22 protein-coding genes are annotated in these 15822 nt (G+C 70.1%); 2 read left to right on the top strand and 20 right to left on the bottom strand.

Features of this window, described 5'->3' with window-relative positions; all coding sequences use genetic code 11:
* Window positions 1-4: 4 nt before the first annotated feature.
* The 3 genes from recA to HWY08_RS08475 all read right to left on the bottom strand — a co-directional run bounded on the left by recA (window position 5) and on the right by HWY08_RS08475 (window position 3425).
* Complete coding sequence (gene recA / locus HWY08_RS08485) at window positions 5-1024, bottom strand: recombinase RecA (protein WP_176064409.1); 1020 nt, start codon at window positions 1022-1024, stop codon at window positions 5-7.
* Window positions 1025-1081: 57 nt separating this feature from the next.
* Window positions 1082-2596: a YifB family Mg chelatase-like AAA ATPase gene (locus tag HWY08_RS08480; RefSeq protein WP_176064408.1), complete on the bottom strand. Its 1515-nt coding sequence runs from the start codon at window positions 2594-2596 to the stop codon at window positions 1082-1084.
* 184 nt (window positions 2597-2780) lie between these two features.
* Complete coding sequence (locus tag HWY08_RS08475; RefSeq protein ID WP_176064407.1) at window positions 2781-3425, bottom strand: hypothetical protein; 645 nt, start codon at window positions 3423-3425, stop codon at window positions 2781-2783.
* 300 nt (window positions 3426-3725) lie between these two features.
* Here HWY08_RS08475 and HWY08_RS08470 point away from each other — a divergent pair, with 300 nt between their 5' ends.
* Window positions 3726-5177: a recombinase family protein gene (locus tag HWY08_RS08470; protein ID WP_176064406.1), complete on the top strand. Its 1452-nt coding sequence runs from the start codon at window positions 3726-3728 to the stop codon at window positions 5175-5177.
* Between the two features lie 25 nt (window positions 5178-5202).
* Here HWY08_RS08470 and HWY08_RS08465 read toward each other — a convergent pair whose 3' ends face one another.
* The 9 genes from HWY08_RS08465 to HWY08_RS08425 form a co-directional block, all read right to left on the bottom strand.
* On the bottom strand, window positions 5203-5784 hold the full coding sequence (locus tag HWY08_RS08465) for a hypothetical protein (protein ID WP_176064405.1): 582 nt from the start codon (window positions 5782-5784) through the stop codon (window positions 5203-5205).
* 41 nt (window positions 5785-5825) lie between these two features.
* Window positions 5826-6182 carry a hypothetical protein gene (locus HWY08_RS08460; protein WP_176064404.1) on the bottom strand — a complete coding sequence of 119 codons (357 nt, stop codon included), beginning with the start codon at window positions 6180-6182 and terminating at the stop codon, window positions 5826-5828.
* 3 nt (window positions 6183-6185) lie between these two features.
* Window positions 6186-6440, bottom strand: a complete 255-nt coding sequence (locus HWY08_RS08455; RefSeq protein WP_176064403.1) for a hypothetical protein — start codon at window positions 6438-6440, stop codon at window positions 6186-6188.
* Window positions 6441-6799: 359 nt separating this feature from the next.
* Entirely contained in the window at window positions 6800-7075 is a 276-nt protein-coding gene (locus HWY08_RS08450; RefSeq protein ID WP_176064402.1) for a hypothetical protein, read from the bottom strand.
* A gap of 1015 nt (window positions 7076-8090) precedes the next feature.
* Window positions 8091-8303 (bottom strand): hypothetical protein, encoded by a 213-nt coding sequence (locus tag HWY08_RS08445; protein ID WP_176064401.1) that lies wholly within the window; start codon window positions 8301-8303, stop codon window positions 8091-8093.
* A 237-nt stretch (window positions 8304-8540) separates the two neighbouring features.
* Window positions 8541-9080 carry a hypothetical protein gene (locus tag HWY08_RS08440; RefSeq protein WP_176064400.1) on the bottom strand — a complete coding sequence of 180 codons (540 nt, stop codon included), beginning with the start codon at window positions 9078-9080 and terminating at the stop codon, window positions 8541-8543.
* Window positions 9081-9163: 83 nt separating this feature from the next.
* Window positions 9164-9397, bottom strand: coding sequence for a hypothetical protein (locus HWY08_RS08435; RefSeq protein WP_176064399.1), 234 nt, complete (start codon window positions 9395-9397; stop codon window positions 9164-9166).
* Window positions 9397-10065: a hypothetical protein gene (locus tag HWY08_RS08430; RefSeq protein ID WP_176064398.1), complete on the bottom strand. Its 669-nt coding sequence runs from the start codon at window positions 10063-10065 to the stop codon at window positions 9397-9399. The genes HWY08_RS08435 and HWY08_RS08430 overlap by 1 nt, the downstream gene beginning before the upstream one ends.
* Complete coding sequence (locus HWY08_RS08425) at window positions 10062-10310, bottom strand: DUF7417 domain-containing protein (RefSeq protein WP_176064397.1); 249 nt, start codon at window positions 10308-10310, stop codon at window positions 10062-10064. Before HWY08_RS08425 ends, HWY08_RS08430 begins: the two co-directional genes overlap by 4 nt.
* Window positions 10311-10443: 133 nt before the next feature.
* Here HWY08_RS08425 and HWY08_RS08420 point away from each other — a divergent pair, with 133 nt between their 5' ends.
* Complete coding sequence (locus tag HWY08_RS08420) at window positions 10444-10650, top strand: hypothetical protein (protein WP_176064396.1); 207 nt, start codon at window positions 10444-10446, stop codon at window positions 10648-10650.
* On the opposite strand, the gene HWY08_RS08415 is transcribed toward HWY08_RS08420, so the two are convergent.
* The 8 genes from HWY08_RS08415 to HWY08_RS08380 form a co-directional block, all read right to left on the bottom strand.
* Window positions 10647-11618 (bottom strand): hypothetical protein, encoded by a 972-nt coding sequence (locus HWY08_RS08415; RefSeq protein WP_176064395.1) that lies wholly within the window; start codon window positions 11616-11618, stop codon window positions 10647-10649. The two genes, HWY08_RS08420 and HWY08_RS08415, sit on opposite strands and share 4 nt — an antisense overlap.
* Entirely contained in the window at window positions 11603-12058 is a 456-nt protein-coding gene (locus HWY08_RS08410) for a zinc metalloprotease (RefSeq protein ID WP_176064394.1), read from the bottom strand. Before HWY08_RS08410 ends, HWY08_RS08415 begins: the two co-directional genes overlap by 16 nt.
* 41 nt (window positions 12059-12099) lie before the next feature.
* Window positions 12100-13521: a hypothetical protein gene (locus tag HWY08_RS08405; RefSeq protein WP_176064393.1), complete on the bottom strand. Its 1422-nt coding sequence runs from the start codon at window positions 13519-13521 to the stop codon at window positions 12100-12102.
* Between the two features lie 414 nt (window positions 13522-13935).
* A complete protein-coding gene (locus HWY08_RS08400) occupies window positions 13936-14154 on the bottom strand; it encodes a hypothetical protein (RefSeq protein WP_176064392.1) in 219 nt (72 codons plus the stop codon).
* Window positions 14155-14172: 18 nt separating this feature from the next.
* Complete coding sequence (locus HWY08_RS08395; RefSeq protein ID WP_176064391.1) at window positions 14173-14445, bottom strand: hypothetical protein; 273 nt, start codon at window positions 14443-14445, stop codon at window positions 14173-14175.
* Entirely contained in the window at window positions 14445-14831 is a 387-nt protein-coding gene (locus tag HWY08_RS08390; RefSeq protein ID WP_176064390.1) for a hypothetical protein, read from the bottom strand. Before HWY08_RS08390 ends, HWY08_RS08395 begins: the two co-directional genes overlap by 1 nt.
* A complete protein-coding gene (locus HWY08_RS08385; RefSeq protein WP_176064389.1) occupies window positions 14828-15355 on the bottom strand; it encodes a hypothetical protein in 528 nt (175 codons plus the stop codon). Before HWY08_RS08385 ends, HWY08_RS08390 begins: the two co-directional genes overlap by 4 nt.
* Before the next feature lie 156 nt (window positions 15356-15511).
* Complete coding sequence (locus HWY08_RS08380) at window positions 15512-15709, bottom strand: hypothetical protein (RefSeq protein WP_176064388.1); 198 nt, start codon at window positions 15707-15709, stop codon at window positions 15512-15514.
* Window positions 15710-15822 lie beyond the last annotated feature (113 nt).

Raw genomic sequence — 15822 nt, 5'->3', positions numbered from 1 at the left:
CGCGTCAGGCGCTCGCCCGGACCACGGCCAGCGGCTCCGGCGGCAGGGCGAGCTTCGCGACCAGCGCCTCCAGCGCGGCGGGGTTCGCCTTGAGCCACTCCACCGCGCGCTCGCGCCCCTGGCCCATGCGCTCGCCGCCCAGCGCGTAGAAGGCGCCCGACTTCTCGACGAGGTTCCGCTCCACGCCGAGGTCGACCGCCTCGGCCAGCCGGTCTACCCCCACGCCGTAGCGGATGTCGAACTCGGCCTCGCGGAAGGGCGGCGCCACCTTGTTCTTCACCACCTTCACGCGGGTCCGGCTGCCGACCACCTGCTCACCCTCCTTGAGCTGCCCGATGCGGCGGATGTCGAGCCGGACCGAGGCGTAGAACTTGAGCGCGTGCCCGCCGGTGGTGGTCTCGGGGTTGCCGAACACCACGCCGATCTTCATCCGGATCTGGTTGATGAAGACCACCGTCGAGGCGTTGCGCGACACCACCGCGGTGAGCTTGCGCAGCGCCTGGCTCATGAGCCGCGCCTGCACGCCCATGTGGGCGTCGCCCATCTCGCCCTCGATCTCCGCCTTGGGCACGAGCGCCGCCACCGAGTCCACCACGATGAGGTCCACCGCGCCCGAGCGCACGAGCTGCTCGGCGATCTCGAGCGCCTGCTCGCCGGTGTCGGGCTGCGAGACCAGCAGGTCGGCGAGGTTCACGCCCAGCCGCCGCGCGTAGGTCACGTCGAGCGCGTGCTCGGCGTCGATGAAGGCCGCCACCCCGCCGGCCTTCTGCACCTCGGCGATGGCGTGCAGCGCGAGCGTGGTCTTGCCCGACGACTCGGGCCCGAAGATCTCGATCACCCGGCCGCGCGGGTAGCCGCCGACCCCGAGCGCCAGGTCGAGCCCGATCGAGCCGCTCGAGACGACCGCGATCCGCGGCGTCTCCTCCTGCTCGCCGAGGCGCATGATGCTCCCCTTCCCGAACTGCTTCTCGATGGCGGCCACCGCCGCCCCGAGCGCCTTCACCTTCTCCCCCAGCTTCGACATGGTTCCTCCCACGGGTTGGCCTCTCCCCTCCCCGCGGCGCGGGGAGGCGTTCGTCGGTCAGGCGCGCCGGTCGAGCGCGCGGTACTGCACGGCCTCCGCCAGGTGCGCGACGGCGATCCGGTCGGCGCCCTCGAGGTCGGCGACGGTGCGCGCGACGCGCAGGATCCGGTCGTGCGCGCGCGCCGAGAGCCCGAGCTTCTCCACCGCCTCGGCCAGCAGGCGCCGCCCCTCGGGCGGCAGCGGGCAGGCGCGCCGGAGCGCCGCCCCCTTGAGCCGCGCGTTCACCCGCGGCCCGCCGGGGCCGGCGCGCTCGGCCTGCCGCTCGCGCGCGGCCAGCACGCGGGCGCGCACCGCCGCGCTCGGCTCGGTGCTCCCGGCCGAGGGCAGCGCGGCGCAGGGGACGGCCGGCACGTCGACGTGCAGGTCGATCCGGTCGAGGAGCGGCCCGGAGATGCGGCGGCGGTAGACGGCGAGCTCGTGCAGGGTACAGCGGCAGGCGCGGCGCGCGTCCCCGTACCAGCCGCAGGGGCACGGGTTCATGGCGGCGACCAGCATGAACTGCGCCGGGTAGCGCACCGCCCGCGTCGCCCGCACGATGCAGACCTCGCCGTCCTCGGCCGGCTGCCGGAGGGCGTCGAGGACGTGGCGGCGGAACTCGGGGAGCTCGTCCAGGAAGAGCACCCCGTGATGCGCGAGCGAGACCTCGCCCGGCCGCGGGATATTGGAGCCGCCCACCAGGCCGGCGTCGGAGACCGAGTGGTGCGGCGACCGGAACGGCCGCTCGGCGAGGAGCCCCCGGTCGCGGGTGAGCCCGGCCACGCTGTGCACCACCGTCGCCTCGAGCGCCTCCTCGAACGTGAAGGGCGGCAGGATGCCGGGGAGCCTCCGGGCCAGCATCGTCTTGCCGCTGCCGGGCGGCCCGAAGAGGAGCAGGTTGTGCCCGCCGGCGGCCGCCACCTCCAGCGCGCGCCGCGCGTGCTCCTGGCCGGCCACGTCGGCGAGATCGAGCGCACCGTCCGGCGCGAGCTGCGGCGCAGCCGGGGCGCGCGTCGGAGGCTCGGCGACGCCGTTCATCCAGGCCACCACCTCGCCCAGGTGGCGCGCCGGGTGGACGCGCAGCCCCTCCACCACCGCCGCCTCCAGCGCGTTCGCCTCCGGCACCACCAGCGCGGTCGCCCCGGCCCGGCGCGCCTCGATGGCCTGCGCCAGGGCGCCGCGGATGGGCTTCACCTCGCCCGACAGCGCCAGCTCGCCCGCGAAGTGGAAGCCCTCCAGCGCCTCCGGCGGGAGGCGCTTGCACGCGGCGAGGAGCGCCACCGCGATGGGCAAGTCGAAACTCGATCCCTCCTTGCGCAGGTCGGCCGGCGCGAGGTTCACCACGATGCGCTTCTCGGGCAGGTCCACCCCGAGGTTCCGCACCGCCGCCTGCACCCGGACCTTCGCCTCCTGGACCGCGCTCGTGGCGAGGCCCACCAGCTCCACGCGCGGCATGCCCTGGAGGGCCTCGACCTCCACGTCGATGCCGACGGCGGCGACGCCGAGGACGGCGGAGGAGCGGACGCGCACCAGCACGCGGCCGGGGAGAGCAGCGCGCGTGCCAGCGCGCTCAGGCCGCAACCAGCGCGATGCGCCCGGCGCGGCCGGCCCGCCCGGCGGACGAGGGGGCCGTAGGGCGGACGATGCTGGCGGCCGCGAAACGGCCGGGCCGGCCTCCCCCGGTGGGAGCCGGCCCGTCGCTCACGGAGCTGCGTCGCGCCTACAGGTCGAAGCGTCCACCCACCCCGGCGAAGACGAAGGTGTTGAGCTTGCGATCGCTCGTGTCGGCGAAGGCGCTCCCGCCGGCCGGCTTCTCGGAGAGGAACTGCGTCAGGGACACCCCGACGGTGGGGGCGACGCTGAAGCTGTCGGTCAGCCGGTAGTCGACGCCGACCTCGACGCGGGCGAGGTCGAGCCCCTGCAGGCTCTGCGTGCCGTTGCCGCGATCCGCCCACAGGCCCCGCCAGCCGAAGCCGACGCCGACCCACGGGTCGTACTTCTCGAAGGGCAGGACGTGGAGCTGGCCCTGGAGGCCGGCCGCGAGGCCGGTGGCGTGGTCGCTGCCCGGGACGTTCCCGCCCCCGAGGAGCGAGCCCTCGGCGTACGCGCCGACCATCCAGCGCGGGTCGATGCGCCAGCCCGCCTCGAGCTTCAGCGCGCCGCCGGCGGTGCTGATCCCTTGCAGGGTCGGGAGGCCGGCGCCGACGGGCCCGAAGCCCTGGGCGTAGCCCACCTGCACGCCCAGCTCGAGCGCGTTGGAGGGCGCGCCGGCGAGCGCGCGGCTCGGCACCGCGCTCGCGGCGAGGCCGACCGCGACTGCGGCCTGGAACCAGCTCCTGAACATGCTGTGCTTCACGGTGTTCACGATCGTTTCCTTTCTCTTTCCGTCGAGCCTGCGACGTCCGGCTCGCGACGGGGGGGAATCTCTCTCTGTTGCTCATTTAGCGCAATCCTCGGATACGCACAGGTCTGTTCCTGCGCCGCAACGATGCGATTCCCCCGGCCGCTCACCGTCACCGAAGCCGCGCGACCCGCCGCACCACCGCGTCGAACATGGCGGGGGTGAGCCGGCCGGTCTGCGTGTTCTGGCGGGAGACGTCTGACTTGACAGGTTGACCACGGTGGTTAGGTGTAGGGCATGGCCTCCCCAGCTCCAGCGACGGCCGTGCGGTACGTGGAAGTGATCCGCGTCTCCGGCCAGACGCAGTACGACAAGGACACCCCAGCCCAGCAGCGAGCCGCGCTCGACCGCCTCGCGCAGGGACGCGCCGGGGTCTGCGTCGCGACGCTCCAGGAGCCGCGCGCCGTCTCGGGCGCCCTCCGCCTCGCGGAGCGCCCGGACCTCCAGAAGCTCCTCCAGCTCGCCCGTGAGCGCGCCTTCGATGAGCTGCGCGTCCAGCGCTGGGACCGCGTCCAGAGGACGCCGCTCCGGGCCGAGAGAGGACTCATCATCGACGCCATCGCGGAGGCGGGCGCGAAGGTGGTAGAGGCGGACGGGGGCGAGTTCGACCCCGCGACCGACGACGGCGACCTCATGCTGGGCTTGAAGGGCTCCATGGCGAACCGCGAACGAAACCTCATCCGCGCCAGGACGACCGCCGGGAAGCTCCAGGCAGCGAGGGCTGGCCGTCCGTACCGAGCGGCCTACGGCCGGACCTGGGACGTCGAGAAGGGGACGTGGGGCTACGACGAGGAGAAGCGCGCCGTCTACAAGTCCCTCTTCGATCGCGTCCTCGCGGGCGAGAGCCAGCGCTCCATCGCGCGGGACCTGAACGCGCGGGGCATCCCGACGCCGGGCGGCGTGAAGTGGAGCGCGGGCCACACGTCGAGGCTGCTGAAGGACGCGAGCGCCTACGGGGTCATGACGCGCGAGGGCATCGAGATCCAGTGCCCGCCCATCGTGGACCGTGAGACCTGGGAGAAGGCCCAGGTCGCGCTCACGGAGCACTCGACCCGCCTCGGCGGACCGCCCCGCAAGTCGGGCGCCATCCTCCAGAAGCTCGTGAAGTGCGCCGTCTGCGGCGGTCCCGTCCACGTGAGGTGGACGAAGGACAGCGCGCGGAAGGGCCGGAAGTCGAGGCTCTACTACGTCTGCGCTCGGCGCCCCGAGCCCGCCTGCCGCCGCTTCCACGCGGTCCCGAAGGTGGACGAGTTGGTCGAGGAGCGCATCATCGCCATGTTCGCGGACCCGAAGAACCAGCGCTTCATCTTCGATGAGGAGGGCCGCGAGCAGGGGGAGCCCATCGACTACGAGAGCGAGAAGCTCTCCTGCGAGAAGCGCATGGGCGAGCTACGTGCGAAGGCGGAGCGGATCCAGCGCCGGAACGACGCCCAGCTACTCGAGGACGAGACCGCCGACAAGATGCTCGCGGAGGTCGCGAAGGAGAGGCGCGAGGTGGAGTCGCGCCTCGCTCAGGCTTCCCTCTCCGTCGAGCAGCGCGAGGCGAGGGCGAGAGCCGAGAAGGTCCGGTTCGCGGACGTCCGCCGGAGCGCGAGGTTCCTGCGCCGCCGGAAGGGTGCGGACCCGGAGGCCTGGCGGAAGACCTTGGAGCTTCTCCTCCAGGGCCAGCCGCTCTACCTCCGGCCGGACGGGACCGTGACGGCGAGGCGGCCGTAGTCGGGACCGCGCGGCACACGCGCTCTCAGGAGCCTTTCCCTCCAGCTATGCGACGGAGGGCTCCGATCACCATCAGGGGGTCGATGGGCTTGCGACTCTCTCGGATCCGGTGAACGTCTTCACGGACCTGCTCGTCGGTCCTTCGCGCGAGTCGAACGTCATCGAGCGCGAGCAAGATGAAGCGAACCGCCATCAGGTACAGCCCGCGCAGCGACGTCTTCTCGAACTCATCCTTCGGCAGCTTCCCCTTCCAGAACTTCGTGAGCGAGAGGTCGAGGATGAGGTCGCGGATAGGCTTCACGTCGAAGCTGTTCGACTCCAGCACATGGTGGGCGAAGCGGTTGCGAATCTCGCCCAGACTGCGGAGGTCGGCGGCGTGGTGCTTCTTGAGCAGCCCCATGCCGAACGCCAGGTCTACCTTCGCGCTGAAGCTGCCGAGAACCCTATTCATCTCGCTGCAGTCGAGGAACCAGGTCCTGAGCGTCTGGTCGAGCTTCGCCTCCAGGTAACTGACGGCGAGTACCCCGGCCGCCCTGTCCGTCTCGGCGCGGAACAGCTCGATGAACTCGGTTTCCTTTTCGGGCAGCTTGACCCGCGACCTTGCCATGAGTCGAACAGTGCGCTCTGACCCTGACGCTCTGGGGCCTGCTACTCCTTCGGCCTTTGCGCCCGAAGCACCGAGACAGCACCCCCCGAGCCGCGGGCTCCGGATATCTGGAGCACGTTCTCGGCACCGCAGTGCGGGCAGAGGATGGGGCTCTTCAGCTCCAGCTCCTGGCCCTGGCGCCGCAGGTCCTTGCCGCACCCGGGCGCCTTGCAGTGCAGTGTCGAGCACTTCGTGCAGCGGCCATCCGGCCCGACGAGGCTGACGTCCGACTGCTTCTTGATGTGCTCGCAGGGCTTCACGCGCGGGCAGCCGGCGAAGGTGTGGAACGTGACGGTGCCGTCCACATGGTTCTCGGTCTTCCCCTCGGCCGACCGCTCACAGCTACAGGTGGCTCCCATGGTCTACGAGCCCCAGGCCAAGAGGTGCAGGTCCAGCACCGCCTTGTGCTCGCGTGGAATCCACAGAACCTGCTTGACCGTGTAGCGCTGCTGCTGGCCGGTCACGTCGTTGACGACCTGCACCATCTCCCCGACGCGCGGCACGGAGGCCATCGCGACGTTGATGAACACCTCCTGGCGAGTCCTCTCCTCGTAGGCGAAGACGTTCGTGGCGACGGGACCACTGATGACCTGCTGCCCGGTAGCGACTGCCGACATGGTAGTTCCCCCTGTTCGCCCGTTTGCCTGCTCGGGCGTACAGGAGCCTAGCAGGCGGGTCCGACACCGCTCGCTTCCCCGGCGCCAGAGTCCCGCCCCTTGCGCCGCCAGCGTCAGGTTCGACTCGTGGCACCTGACGCTGCGAGCGTGAGCTGAGGAACTCTCACTAGTTAGGTCGCGACAGGCTCTGGGGCTTCCGGAAGGCCCGCAGAGCCATGGCAGCCCTAACGCAGCCGGACGCGAGGGCAACGTTCGCTTACGGCCGGCGCTCCAGGTTCGCTTCTGGCGCTTCAGAGCTGCGACCCGCCCCGTCCCACTGACTCGCTGCCGATCGCCTCAGGGCGGGGCAGCGGGAGCGCTCAGCGCCCGGAGGCGCGCTGCTGCTGGAGGAGCCTGAGCTTCGCCTCGATCTGGTCGATTCGGTCTACGAGCATGATCGCCTCTCGCAGCTCCTTCGCGAGAGGGGTCAGCAGGCGGGCCTTCTTCTCGACGGACAGCTCACTGCGCTCGACGGCGCGGATCTGGCTGGCGACGAGCTGGCGCAGGTTCTCGGGGCTCCGAAGCACGCGGCCGCGCTTCTTCACCTGCGTCGCAGGCTCCTTCTGCTGTCCGGGCTCCTGAGGTACGAGGTCCACGGGGTGGATTCTAGCGACATCGGAGCCCAGTTACCATGGGTCCGGGTCACCCTCAGTGCCGTGCTCGCGCGCGCGTTCCAAGGGGCGGCGTCCTCGGGGGGCCTGTCCAGCCCCTCCACCCCGGACCACTGCGTGGGGCTGGTCGCTGCGCTGCGCTCCGCTCATGCCGCCCCGCTCCGTTCGCATGCTGCCGCGAACTACGCGGTTCGGTCTGTACGTGTACGAGAGCGGCTGCTACCTGGCGGACTAGAGCCCAGACTAACGGCAGCACTAGTCCGGCACCGGCTCACGCCCAACACGTGAAGACCCGCGAGGACCGCAGCGCAGCGAGGACCGGAGAGGCCCGAGCCGAGCAGAGCGAGGCGACCAGAAACGGCCGAGGGGTGAGCGGCAGCGAGGGGGCCGGCCGTCGAGGCCCCCTTGAGCGGGCTCCTGTACTTCGGCGCGCGCGCGAGAACACATCGTGGACTACCGCGCAGGGTGGCCGCAAACCTGGCCGCTCCTTGACTGTATGTGTGGCCGCTCTTTACGGTGAGAGAACCCGAAAAGCGCTGGGGCATAGGAACGTGATCATGATTCTGGGGTGGCCGCTCTTCTCGCCACAAGGTGGCCGCGATCCTGGCCGCTCTTTCGGGTCTTCCACGGAGAGAAGGCGGATGTACCGGCCTCGGGCGAGGACGCCATCCAGTGTGGTCCGTGGCACGTTCAGGTCGCGCGCGAGTCCTCGCATGGAGGGGACCGCCACGACGCCCTGCCCGTCGGCACGAGCGGCGATGCGGTAGAAGATGACGCGCTCCAGGGGGGTGAGCTGCTTGTACGGGCCCGGCGTCACGACGTCCATCGCCGCGTTGAAGGCCGCGATGTCGATCCAGACGCGCGGGGTCGCTGTGGTCGAAGACGGCGCGCGTTGCGGTGTAACGATGTGGAGCTTAGAATCCGGCAATCACCTGTGCCTCGCAGTGCATGTGATCCTCCGGCCCGGCCCCGTTCTCCAGCGGGCGCCGGGCTTCCATTTCTACTCGGGCTCGATGGGCAACGCGGGCGTGGCGGTGGGCGACGCGCTCGCGATGGGCTCCGTGGTGGTGGCGCGGGTGGGCACGAGGCTCGCGGGAGTGACCCCCAGCGCCGCCGCGCACCGGAAGATCGTGCGCTCCGTGGCCGAGCCCGGGAACTTCTCGGCGTTGCACACGGTGACCATGCCGAGGCCGGCTCGGACGGCGAGTTCCATCTGCGACCAGCGACGCGCGAGGCGGGCCTCTCGAATCGGGCTGGGGCTCTTGCTGTTAGTGACCATGACGGGAACGATAGCGAGCGGACCTGCCACCCCGCAGGCGGGCGCATCGTCCACCCTTCCGGGCCTGAAAAGACTGACGGTCAACGTGTCGGGCGGTCGGCTGGGTGGGATAGAGGAACGGCCCTACCTGGAGAGATAGAGCCGTCCTTACCTGCGGTCGCAGTTGCTCAACTACACCGCGTTGGCTTGGACCAGGGGCAGGGCCGGGAGGCTCCCTCGGATCAGTTCGCGGACCTCGCGGCCCTTGAGCGTTCGCTTCGCGAGGAGCGCCTCGGCCACCACCTCGACGGCGCGCCAGCGGAAGGGGGACCGGAGGAAGCCCGTGGCCCTGATGAAGAGCCAATCGAGGTACGCCCCCCACTCCTCGCCCGAGCCCACAACGTAGCTCGCCAGATCGGCGGCGGCGGCGCTGTCGGATCGCGACCCCGACCGGAGCCGTGGCTTGCGACCTTGTGCCAGCGATTCCGCGATGGCCCCCGCGTACAGCACCATGACGCGGGCCTCGACCTTGTTCCGGTGTTTCCCGTCCGAATAGACGTCGGGCTGAAACCACTTCCCGGTCGGGACGCCGACGTGATGGCCGATAGAGCCCTGCTCCTTGTCCGGCACGATCGTCAGGTACTTGTTCCCGCAGCCCAAGAAGAAGCTCGCCACGGCGTGGCCGGCCTCATGGTAGGCGGTGTGCCGCAGTCTCTTCCTGATGTCACCCATTCCGCGAAGACCCCTCACTGAAGAAGACGCAGCGTGAGGCGGCAACGTAAGGCCCGCCCTCACGCTGTCAGTAGACGCATGGACTACCCGCGCTCGCTCGTCTCCCCGACCCGCTCACCGAGGAGCCAGATCCCGGACTTGAGGAGGAGCATCCCGACCCTGGTCGCCTCCTCGGGCGAGAGGTCGATGCGCTCCCAGCGCCCACCGGGGACGCGCTGCAGGTCGAGCCCCACTAGCCCCTCGCTGGTGCGGGTGATGGAGAGCGCGGCCGTCCTCGCGGGGTGGAGGAGCGCGTCGAGCTTCGTAGCCGTGCCCATCACGGCCTTCCTGCGACGACGATCGTGCCGGTCGTGGTCGCGCCGCCCGTGTCGCTCGCGAGGGCGGTGATGTGGCAGACCGAGGCGGTGTTCGCGTTGAAGTAGCTCACGCTCGCGCCCGTGCTCGGGCTCACCGAGCCGCAGTCGCTCGTGCTCGGGCCGGTGGGCGGGTTCGTCTCGCGGAGCAGGATGGAGATGTTCGAGCTGTTCCCGCCCACGATCTGGGAGTCCGCCGAGCCGCTGTAGATGACGGTCGTCCCGTCGCTCGCGAGCGCTTCAGCGAGGAAGTGGTCGAGCCCGCCGTCCGGCACGGTGACCGTGGCGCTGTAGTGCGTCGCATCGACCTTGGTCATGGTCTGCACGACGCTCCCGGCGATGTTCGGGCCCGTGACGGTGAGCCTCACGCTCGCGATGTCGGTCGGGACCGAGAGAGCCTTCGGGTCCTGCGGTCCAGAGAGGCCCTGCGAGATCGTCGCCGTGAGCCTGACCGTGGCCGTGCCGCCACCCGTGGGCGTGGTGGCGCTACCGCCGCACCCGATGATGGCGCCGATGATGGCCGAGAGCGCGACCGTGAGGACGACCGTCTTCCAGTTCAGCCTGGCGGGCGGGTCAGCCGTCCGCACGCCGTGCTCCGCCGCGTTCTGCCTCCACGTCTCGATGCGCTTCATGACTCGCCCTCCTTCGCGACTGGCGCGGTGCCCATCATGAGAACGTCCGCTGCTTCCGCCGGGTGAACCAAGCCCGCGTTCAGGTAGGCGAGCGCGGTCCGCCCGTAGTGCCCCTGGAGCTGCCAGGCCAGGCCCGTGTCCACGAGCCGCTGGAACAGCGCCACGGTCCTGCCGTCGTCCAGCTCGCCGTCCTCGTAGGCGATGATCTGGTCCGCGAGGCTCGCCACCTTCGTCTTCCGCTTCATGTGCTGCCTCCTGCCGGCGTTGTGTCTGGTTACTAGTTACTGATCGCCGATAACTGGAACGCTGGTCCCTAGTTACGGAAGTGGCAAGAGACGGGAAATCGACCGGCTGAAGAGAGAGCGTTAGGCTGGAGCCATGGCCCTGAAGAAGCCCCACGCCGCGAAGCGGGTCGGCCCCAGGTCGGGCTTCGTGAAGCTCACGGCGAGCGTCACGACCCAGCAGTACGACGCGGTGATCCTGGAGGCGGTGAAGAGGGCCGAGGCCGCTGGGCAGTTCCGGGCGGACGCGAGCGTGGTCGTCCGCGAGGCTCTCGACCTCTGGCTCCGCAGCCGGAAGGGCTAGCGCCGGTTCCTGGAGTACGTGCCCTGCGCGGCGGCGTAGCCCGAGGCGCCGTCCCATCGCCGCACCGGGCCGCCCTGGTACTCGCCCTGCGGCTCGGTCACGGCACTCCGGGCCGCGTCCTTCGCCTGGTCGAGCGCCACCTCTCGACCGGCTCCCGCGAGCTGCTGCGCGGTGCTCCCGACCGCCTCCCCGCCTCCGGGAAACCAGTGCTGCGCGATCACCTCCAGTGGGACACCGAGCCGCTCCGAGAACCGCTTCACCGTCTGAAGCATCACCGGCGAGAGCTTGCTCGCGACCGGGCCGAGCGCGGTCGTCATGCCCATCTGCCGAGCGAGCTGCGTTGGCCCGTACCGAGTCTCTGCAGGAAGGACTTGGTTCACCTGCGCAAGGCTCTGCTCGTAGTCGCGCCTCTTCAGGAGCGCCGTGAGCCCTGCGACGGCCTGGGCCGCGAGCGAGTCCCGGTCCGGGGCGGTCTGCTGGTAGAGCTGCGACGCGACCTGGCCCGCGACCTTGGGTGCGGCCGGCACGGGATTCGGGAGTCCACTCGCCGTGAGCGCGAGCTGCGCGGGGCTCTGGTCGTCGTCCTGGACCGGGCCGCCGACATCGAAGCGGCGGCGGACCTGTCCACCGTGCGCGAGCCCGCCCACATCGAGGAGCGCGCCGAGGGCCATGTCCTTCAGGAACTGCTTCTCGTCCCGGTCGTCCGGGTCCTCGTCCTCGTCGTCGTCGTCGGAATCGAGCGCTTCCTTCGCCTTCACGAGCGCGTAGTCGTCCACGGCGCTGCCCACTCGGCCGCCCTCGGCGTAGCCCCGCTCCTCGTCGTCCTCGTCATCATCATCAGCGAGAAGGGAGCGGAGACGCTCCTCGGTCGCAGAGCGGAGCCCGCCCTTCGCGATGGTGAACTCGCGCCCATCGTTCCCGACCGCGACGAAGTGGGTCTTGGCTTCGCGCCTCACGCGGAACGACACTGTGCCTCCTCGGGCTGGAGCAGCTCGGCCAGCTCCTCGCCATGAAGGCGATCGACCTCCATCAGGCGCGCAGCGATGGGCAGGATGACCGGCCCGAGGCGCTGCACGAGATCGAACGCGAGCCCGTAGAGGCGCTCCAGTTCGCGAAGGGCGGGCCGCACCATCTCCTCGGTGACGGCCAGGCCGAGGACCCGCGTGAGGTCGTCCCTGCCGATGTACCCCGTGTGGAAGCGGCGCAGGCCCTCCTCCACGGGGCCGAGATAGATCCCCCCGTGAGCCTCCTCGCTCGCGTAACCGCTCAGGGCGATGACCGCGTGCTGCTCGCGCGAGAGGTCCCCTCGCCAGCGCGTGAGCCCACCGGTCGGCTTCACATGGACCGAGGGGACCCTGCCGCCGAAGGTCGTGATGGTGGCGGCGTGCCCGCTTTCGTGGAGCGCCATGAGCTGGCGCGTGGCGCACGAGCGCGTGAACGGGCCGGGCCTCAATGGATGAACCTGGGGTCGATGTTGCCGGGGTCCACGTCCTCCAAGCCTCGGCGCTCCCCGTCGAGGCGCTCGTTCATCTCGTCCATCTCGCGCTGCCACTCCTCCTCGGCGTGCTGGTCGAACCAGGCCTTCGTGCCCATCTTCGCGCGCTTCGGCTCGGGGGTCGCGAGGTACTGGAAGGTGTGCCGGAAGTTGTAGAGGCAGGAGTCGGCCAAGTGGTTCGGGCAGCTCGCCAGCTCCTCGCGCTTCCCCGTCTCCCGAAGCTTGCGCTCGTTCCAGATCAGGCCGGCGTACTCGTCCGCCACGGAGAGTGACTCCTGCACCGCGCTCGGGTGGGCCGGGTCGTAGCCCTTGTGGACGCCCTGGTTGCAGAGGCTCAGGTCGAACTTGATGCGGCCGGCGATGCACTCCGCGTTGAAGAGGTCGATCCAGGTCCCCTTGTCGGGCTTCTTCGCGCAGACGAGAGGCAGGTCGTGACGTCGGCGCAGCTCCTCCACGAGCTGCAGGTTCGACCCGTCGAGCACGATCGAGTCGAAGTCGTACCGCTTCTGGTAGGCCTTTACCTTCTCGGCCACGTCCGTGATGTCGAGTCTCCAGGCCTTCCAGCTCTCCACGTAGAACAGCCGCCCGTCGAAGTCGTGATATGCACTGACAGAGAAGGCGCAAGCATCCGGGAAGAAGCCCACGTCGAAGGCGAGCGTGTAGTGCCACCTGCCCGCCTCGAACTCCGGGAGCGTCCCGTCGAAGACGTTCTTGTCGGGGTCGAAGCGGTAGCACCTGGCGTCAGTCTCGACCACCCACTGGCCCAGGTAGTTCTGGCGGAACCAGGGCACCTCCTCGATGAACTCGTTCGCAGCCCGGAGCTGGGCAATCTCCCTGGCGAAGCGGTCGCACATCCTCTCGCCATCCACGAGGGCCGTGTTCTGCGAGGTGCTCCACGTCGCAAGCGACCAACCCGGTTCACGCATTCCGGCGGGCCCAGGCTTCCCGGCCTCGCAACCCCTCGTGAGGTCGTGGAAGAAGCCCACGAGGTTGTTGCTCGGGGTGCCGACGCACACGACCGTGCCGTTGTAGTCCGCCACGGAGGGCTTCAACACCCCGTAAACAAGCTCGCGCAAGTCGGTCCCGAAGGCCTGGCATTCATCCACGGCCACGGCCCTTTTCTTGCCGCCCAGGAGCTTGCGGTGCTCCTTCTGTGAAGTGTCTGCCCCGACGAGCCGGATCGTGGCCCCGTTCGGCATGGTCATCGACAACGACGACTCATTGAACGTAGCGTGAAGCGCGTACCGTTGGTCAAGCTCCTTGAAGATCGGGTCCCAGTAGTTGTCCCGCAGGTCGCCCCTGGCGATTCCGAGGATGGTGTAGTGGGCGCGAGGGTGGTCGAAGCTGTCCACGATCATCGCGATGGCGACCGCCATGCTCTTTCCCGCTCTGCGCGTGCAGAAGGCGACCTTGAGCGTGCTCGGGTCGAGGATGAAGTGACGCTGGGGCTCGGGGCAGTCCGCGAGCAGGTCAGGCCGTCCCGGGCGCTCCTCGGTGGTGGGCGCAGGACGGCTCGCGCCGTGAGCGAGAGCGTCGAGCTGGGTCGAGAGCTTGCCGAGCCGGTCGCGGGGCAACTCTAGCGCGGCTCCCGGCAAGCGCAGCCCGGGACGAGGCATCCACTGCGCGTATGAGGCTCGTGTCCGCAGTCGCAGGGGCCGCGCTCACCGGCAGCGGCAGCGACGAAGGCTGGGAACCGACGCTTCCCGCCCTTGCGCCACGAGGCGGCCGTGGGCGCCCTGGTGCGGCCCGCGCGACAAGAGGAACAGAGGCAGCGGTCCACGTAGGCCAAGCTACGGGCCCTCGTCCCCATCCGGCTCGCCGCCGTCGCTCGGTTCACTGTCGGGCATAGGTGCCATGGTTGCCATGAGCGCCCGCAAGGAATCCACGACGCCGGCCGCATCGCCCGACTTGATCGCGTCGATCAGGTCCGACGCGAGGTCGCGGCCGGCGCTCTCGCGCTCATCCGGCTCGTCCTTCGGAGCGGCCTCTCGGTTCTCCTTGGCCTTCATGAAATCAGCGAAAGACAATCAACCCTCCTTCTTCGGCTTTGGGGCAGGCGCCAGGAACTTCGTGAGGTCCTCTCCGTCGAGCGGCGCGGCTTCCGCGTCGAGGGCGCGGTGCATGTCGATCACCCGCCGCGCACGGGCGTAGGGCGTGTCGGTCGGCTGGAACAACGGCGTGGAGGCGCTGTGCAGCTCGCGCATCGCCTCGGCGCGCTCGACCGCCTTCTCGATCGCCTCGTCGGTCAGCTTCGGCATCGCGAGGCCCCGGTAATCATCGAGCGTCTTCTGGGTGGGCATCACTTCTCCGTGTTGGACGGCGCCGGGAGCGCCTGAGGCTCTGCGGCGGTGCGGCCGGCGTTCAAGGGACGCGAGCCGAGCCCGAAGCCGTACGGGGATGTCGGCAAGGCCTCCGGCGCTACGGGTGGCGGGTCGAGCACGACACGAGCTGTTGCAGCGTGCTCGGCGGCGGCGGCGGCGCGCGCGGCGGCGACGGCGGTCGCCGGGATGGCGTGCGGGTTCGTGGCGACGACGTGCGCGAGCTGCGGCCCTGCGGGTGGGGCGCCGGCACGGAGCGCCGCGACCTCGTCTTCAAGATGCGTCACACGCTGCGCGAGCTGCTCCAGCTCGTGGAGGACCTTCCGCTGGAAGGCCTGCATCGGGGCGTCCTGGCCGTCGAGGCTCAAGTGCCACTCCGCATGATGCGACGAGCCTTCGAGGTCTGGGACGCTTCGCGGTACTTCTTTTCGTAGAAGGCCTCCACCTCGGCGGCGGCCTCCTTCCACGAGAGGGCCTTTTTGCCGCCGGTCCTTTCCCAGGTGGCCTTGATGTAGGCCGCGACCTCGCTAGGGTCGCCCACCCGGTTCGTGAACTCGTACTCGGGCGAGCCCTTCACCTTCTCGGTGATGTCCTGGGCCCAGAGCTTGAAGGCGCGGGCGTCCTCGGACTGCTGCATCTCCCGAGCGGCAGCGGCCAGTCGCGCAGGCACCTCGCCCCCCTGTGCATGAGCGAACTGAGCGAGGCGGGTTGCGTCCTCCAGCAGTTGCTCGCGCTGGGCCTTCACCGTCGCCTCCCGGCGGGCGAGGTCCGCATGGCGCTTCGCCGCGCTTGTCCCCTTCCCGGAGAGCGTGTCCCTGGCGCGCTGCATGGGGTCGTCCGCGCTGCGCTCGACGGCGGGCGTCGCGGAGATGCCACCGAGCGGGTCCTTCACCCGACGCTCCCAACTACGGAAGTCGGTGCCCTCGCGAGGATGCTCGTCTGTTGACCGCTCCTGGCCCGAGACTGTGGGCGGTGAAGCGCCCGAGTCGCGGGCAGGAGCGCCCTGGCTCGCACCGAGGTCGGAAAGGATGCCGGGATCGGCCAAGGCTTACTTCCCTCCGGGCGTGTGGCCGTAGTCGCGCCGCAGGATGCTCTCGCGCTCGCGCTTCACGGCGTGCTCGTCGCTCGTGGCGTGGTCCGGGATGTTGACGCGAGGGCGCGGGACGCAGACCGGACCCCACGGCCCGATGTCCTTGGCGCCGTCCGCGAATCCGGTCTTGCTCTGCCCACTCTTCCTGTCAGCCAACGTTGTCCTCCTTCGTCTGTGAAGCTGTGGTGGTCGCTGCGGGTTCCGGGCACAGGTGACACGGCCCGGGGGGAGCTTCTGCCGGGTACGAGAGGCCGAGGCGTTCCCGGCAC

The sequence above is a fragment of the Anaeromyxobacter diazotrophicus genome, from assembly GCF_013340205.1.
GTDB lineage: Bacteria > Myxococcota > Myxococcia > Myxococcales > Anaeromyxobacteraceae > Anaeromyxobacter_A > Anaeromyxobacter_A diazotrophicus.
The sequence above is the reverse complement of the archived record's forward strand: the minus strand, read 5'-3'. Positions and strand labels throughout refer to the sequence as shown.

Bases quoted from the DNA above. Each gene is read 5' to 3' on its own strand.
- recA (WP_176064409.1), bottom strand. From the start codon at position 1,024: ATGTCGAAGCTGGGGGAGAAGGTGAAGGCGCTCGGGGCGGCGGTGGCC.
- HWY08_RS08465 (WP_176064405.1), bottom strand. From the start codon at position 5,784: ATGGCAAGGTCGCGGGTCAAGCTGCCCGAAAAGGAAACCGAGTTCATC.
- HWY08_RS08460 (WP_176064404.1), bottom strand. From the start codon at position 6,182: ATGGGAGCCACCTGTAGCTGTGAGCGGTCGGCCGAGGGGAAGACCGAG.
- HWY08_RS08455 (WP_176064403.1), bottom strand. From the start codon at position 6,440: ATGTCGGCAGTCGCTACCGGGCAGCAGGTCATCAGTGGTCCCGTCGCC.
- HWY08_RS08445 (WP_176064401.1), bottom strand. From the start codon at position 8,303: ATGGAACTCGCCGTCCGAGCCGGCCTCGGCATGGTCACCGTGTGCAAC.
- HWY08_RS08440 (WP_176064400.1), bottom strand. From the start codon at position 9,080: ATGGGTGACATCAGGAAGAGACTGCGGCACACCGCCTACCATGAGGCC.
- HWY08_RS08435 (WP_176064399.1), bottom strand. From the start codon at position 9,397: ATGGGCACGGCTACGAAGCTCGACGCGCTCCTCCACCCCGCGAGGACG.
- HWY08_RS08430 (WP_176064398.1), bottom strand. From the start codon at position 10,065: ATGAAGCGCATCGAGACGTGGAGGCAGAACGCGGCGGAGCACGGCGTG.
- HWY08_RS08425 (WP_176064397.1), bottom strand. From the start codon at position 10,310: ATGAAGCGGAAGACGAAGGTGGCGAGCCTCGCGGACCAGATCATCGCC.
- HWY08_RS08420 (WP_176064396.1), top strand. From the start codon at position 10,444: ATGGCCCTGAAGAAGCCCCACGCCGCGAAGCGGGTCGGCCCCAGGTCG.
- HWY08_RS08410 (WP_176064394.1), bottom strand. From the start codon at position 12,058: ATGGCGCTCCACGAAAGCGGGCACGCCGCCACCATCACGACCTTCGGC.
- HWY08_RS08405 (WP_176064393.1), bottom strand. From the start codon at position 13,521: ATGGCGGTCGCCATCGCGATGATCGTGGACAGCTTCGACCACCCTCGC.
- HWY08_RS08400 (WP_176064392.1), bottom strand. From the start codon at position 14,154: ATGAAGGCCAAGGAGAACCGAGAGGCCGCTCCGAAGGACGAGCCGGAT.
- HWY08_RS08395 (WP_176064391.1), bottom strand. From the start codon at position 14,445: ATGCCCACCCAGAAGACGCTCGATGATTACCGGGGCCTCGCGATGCCG.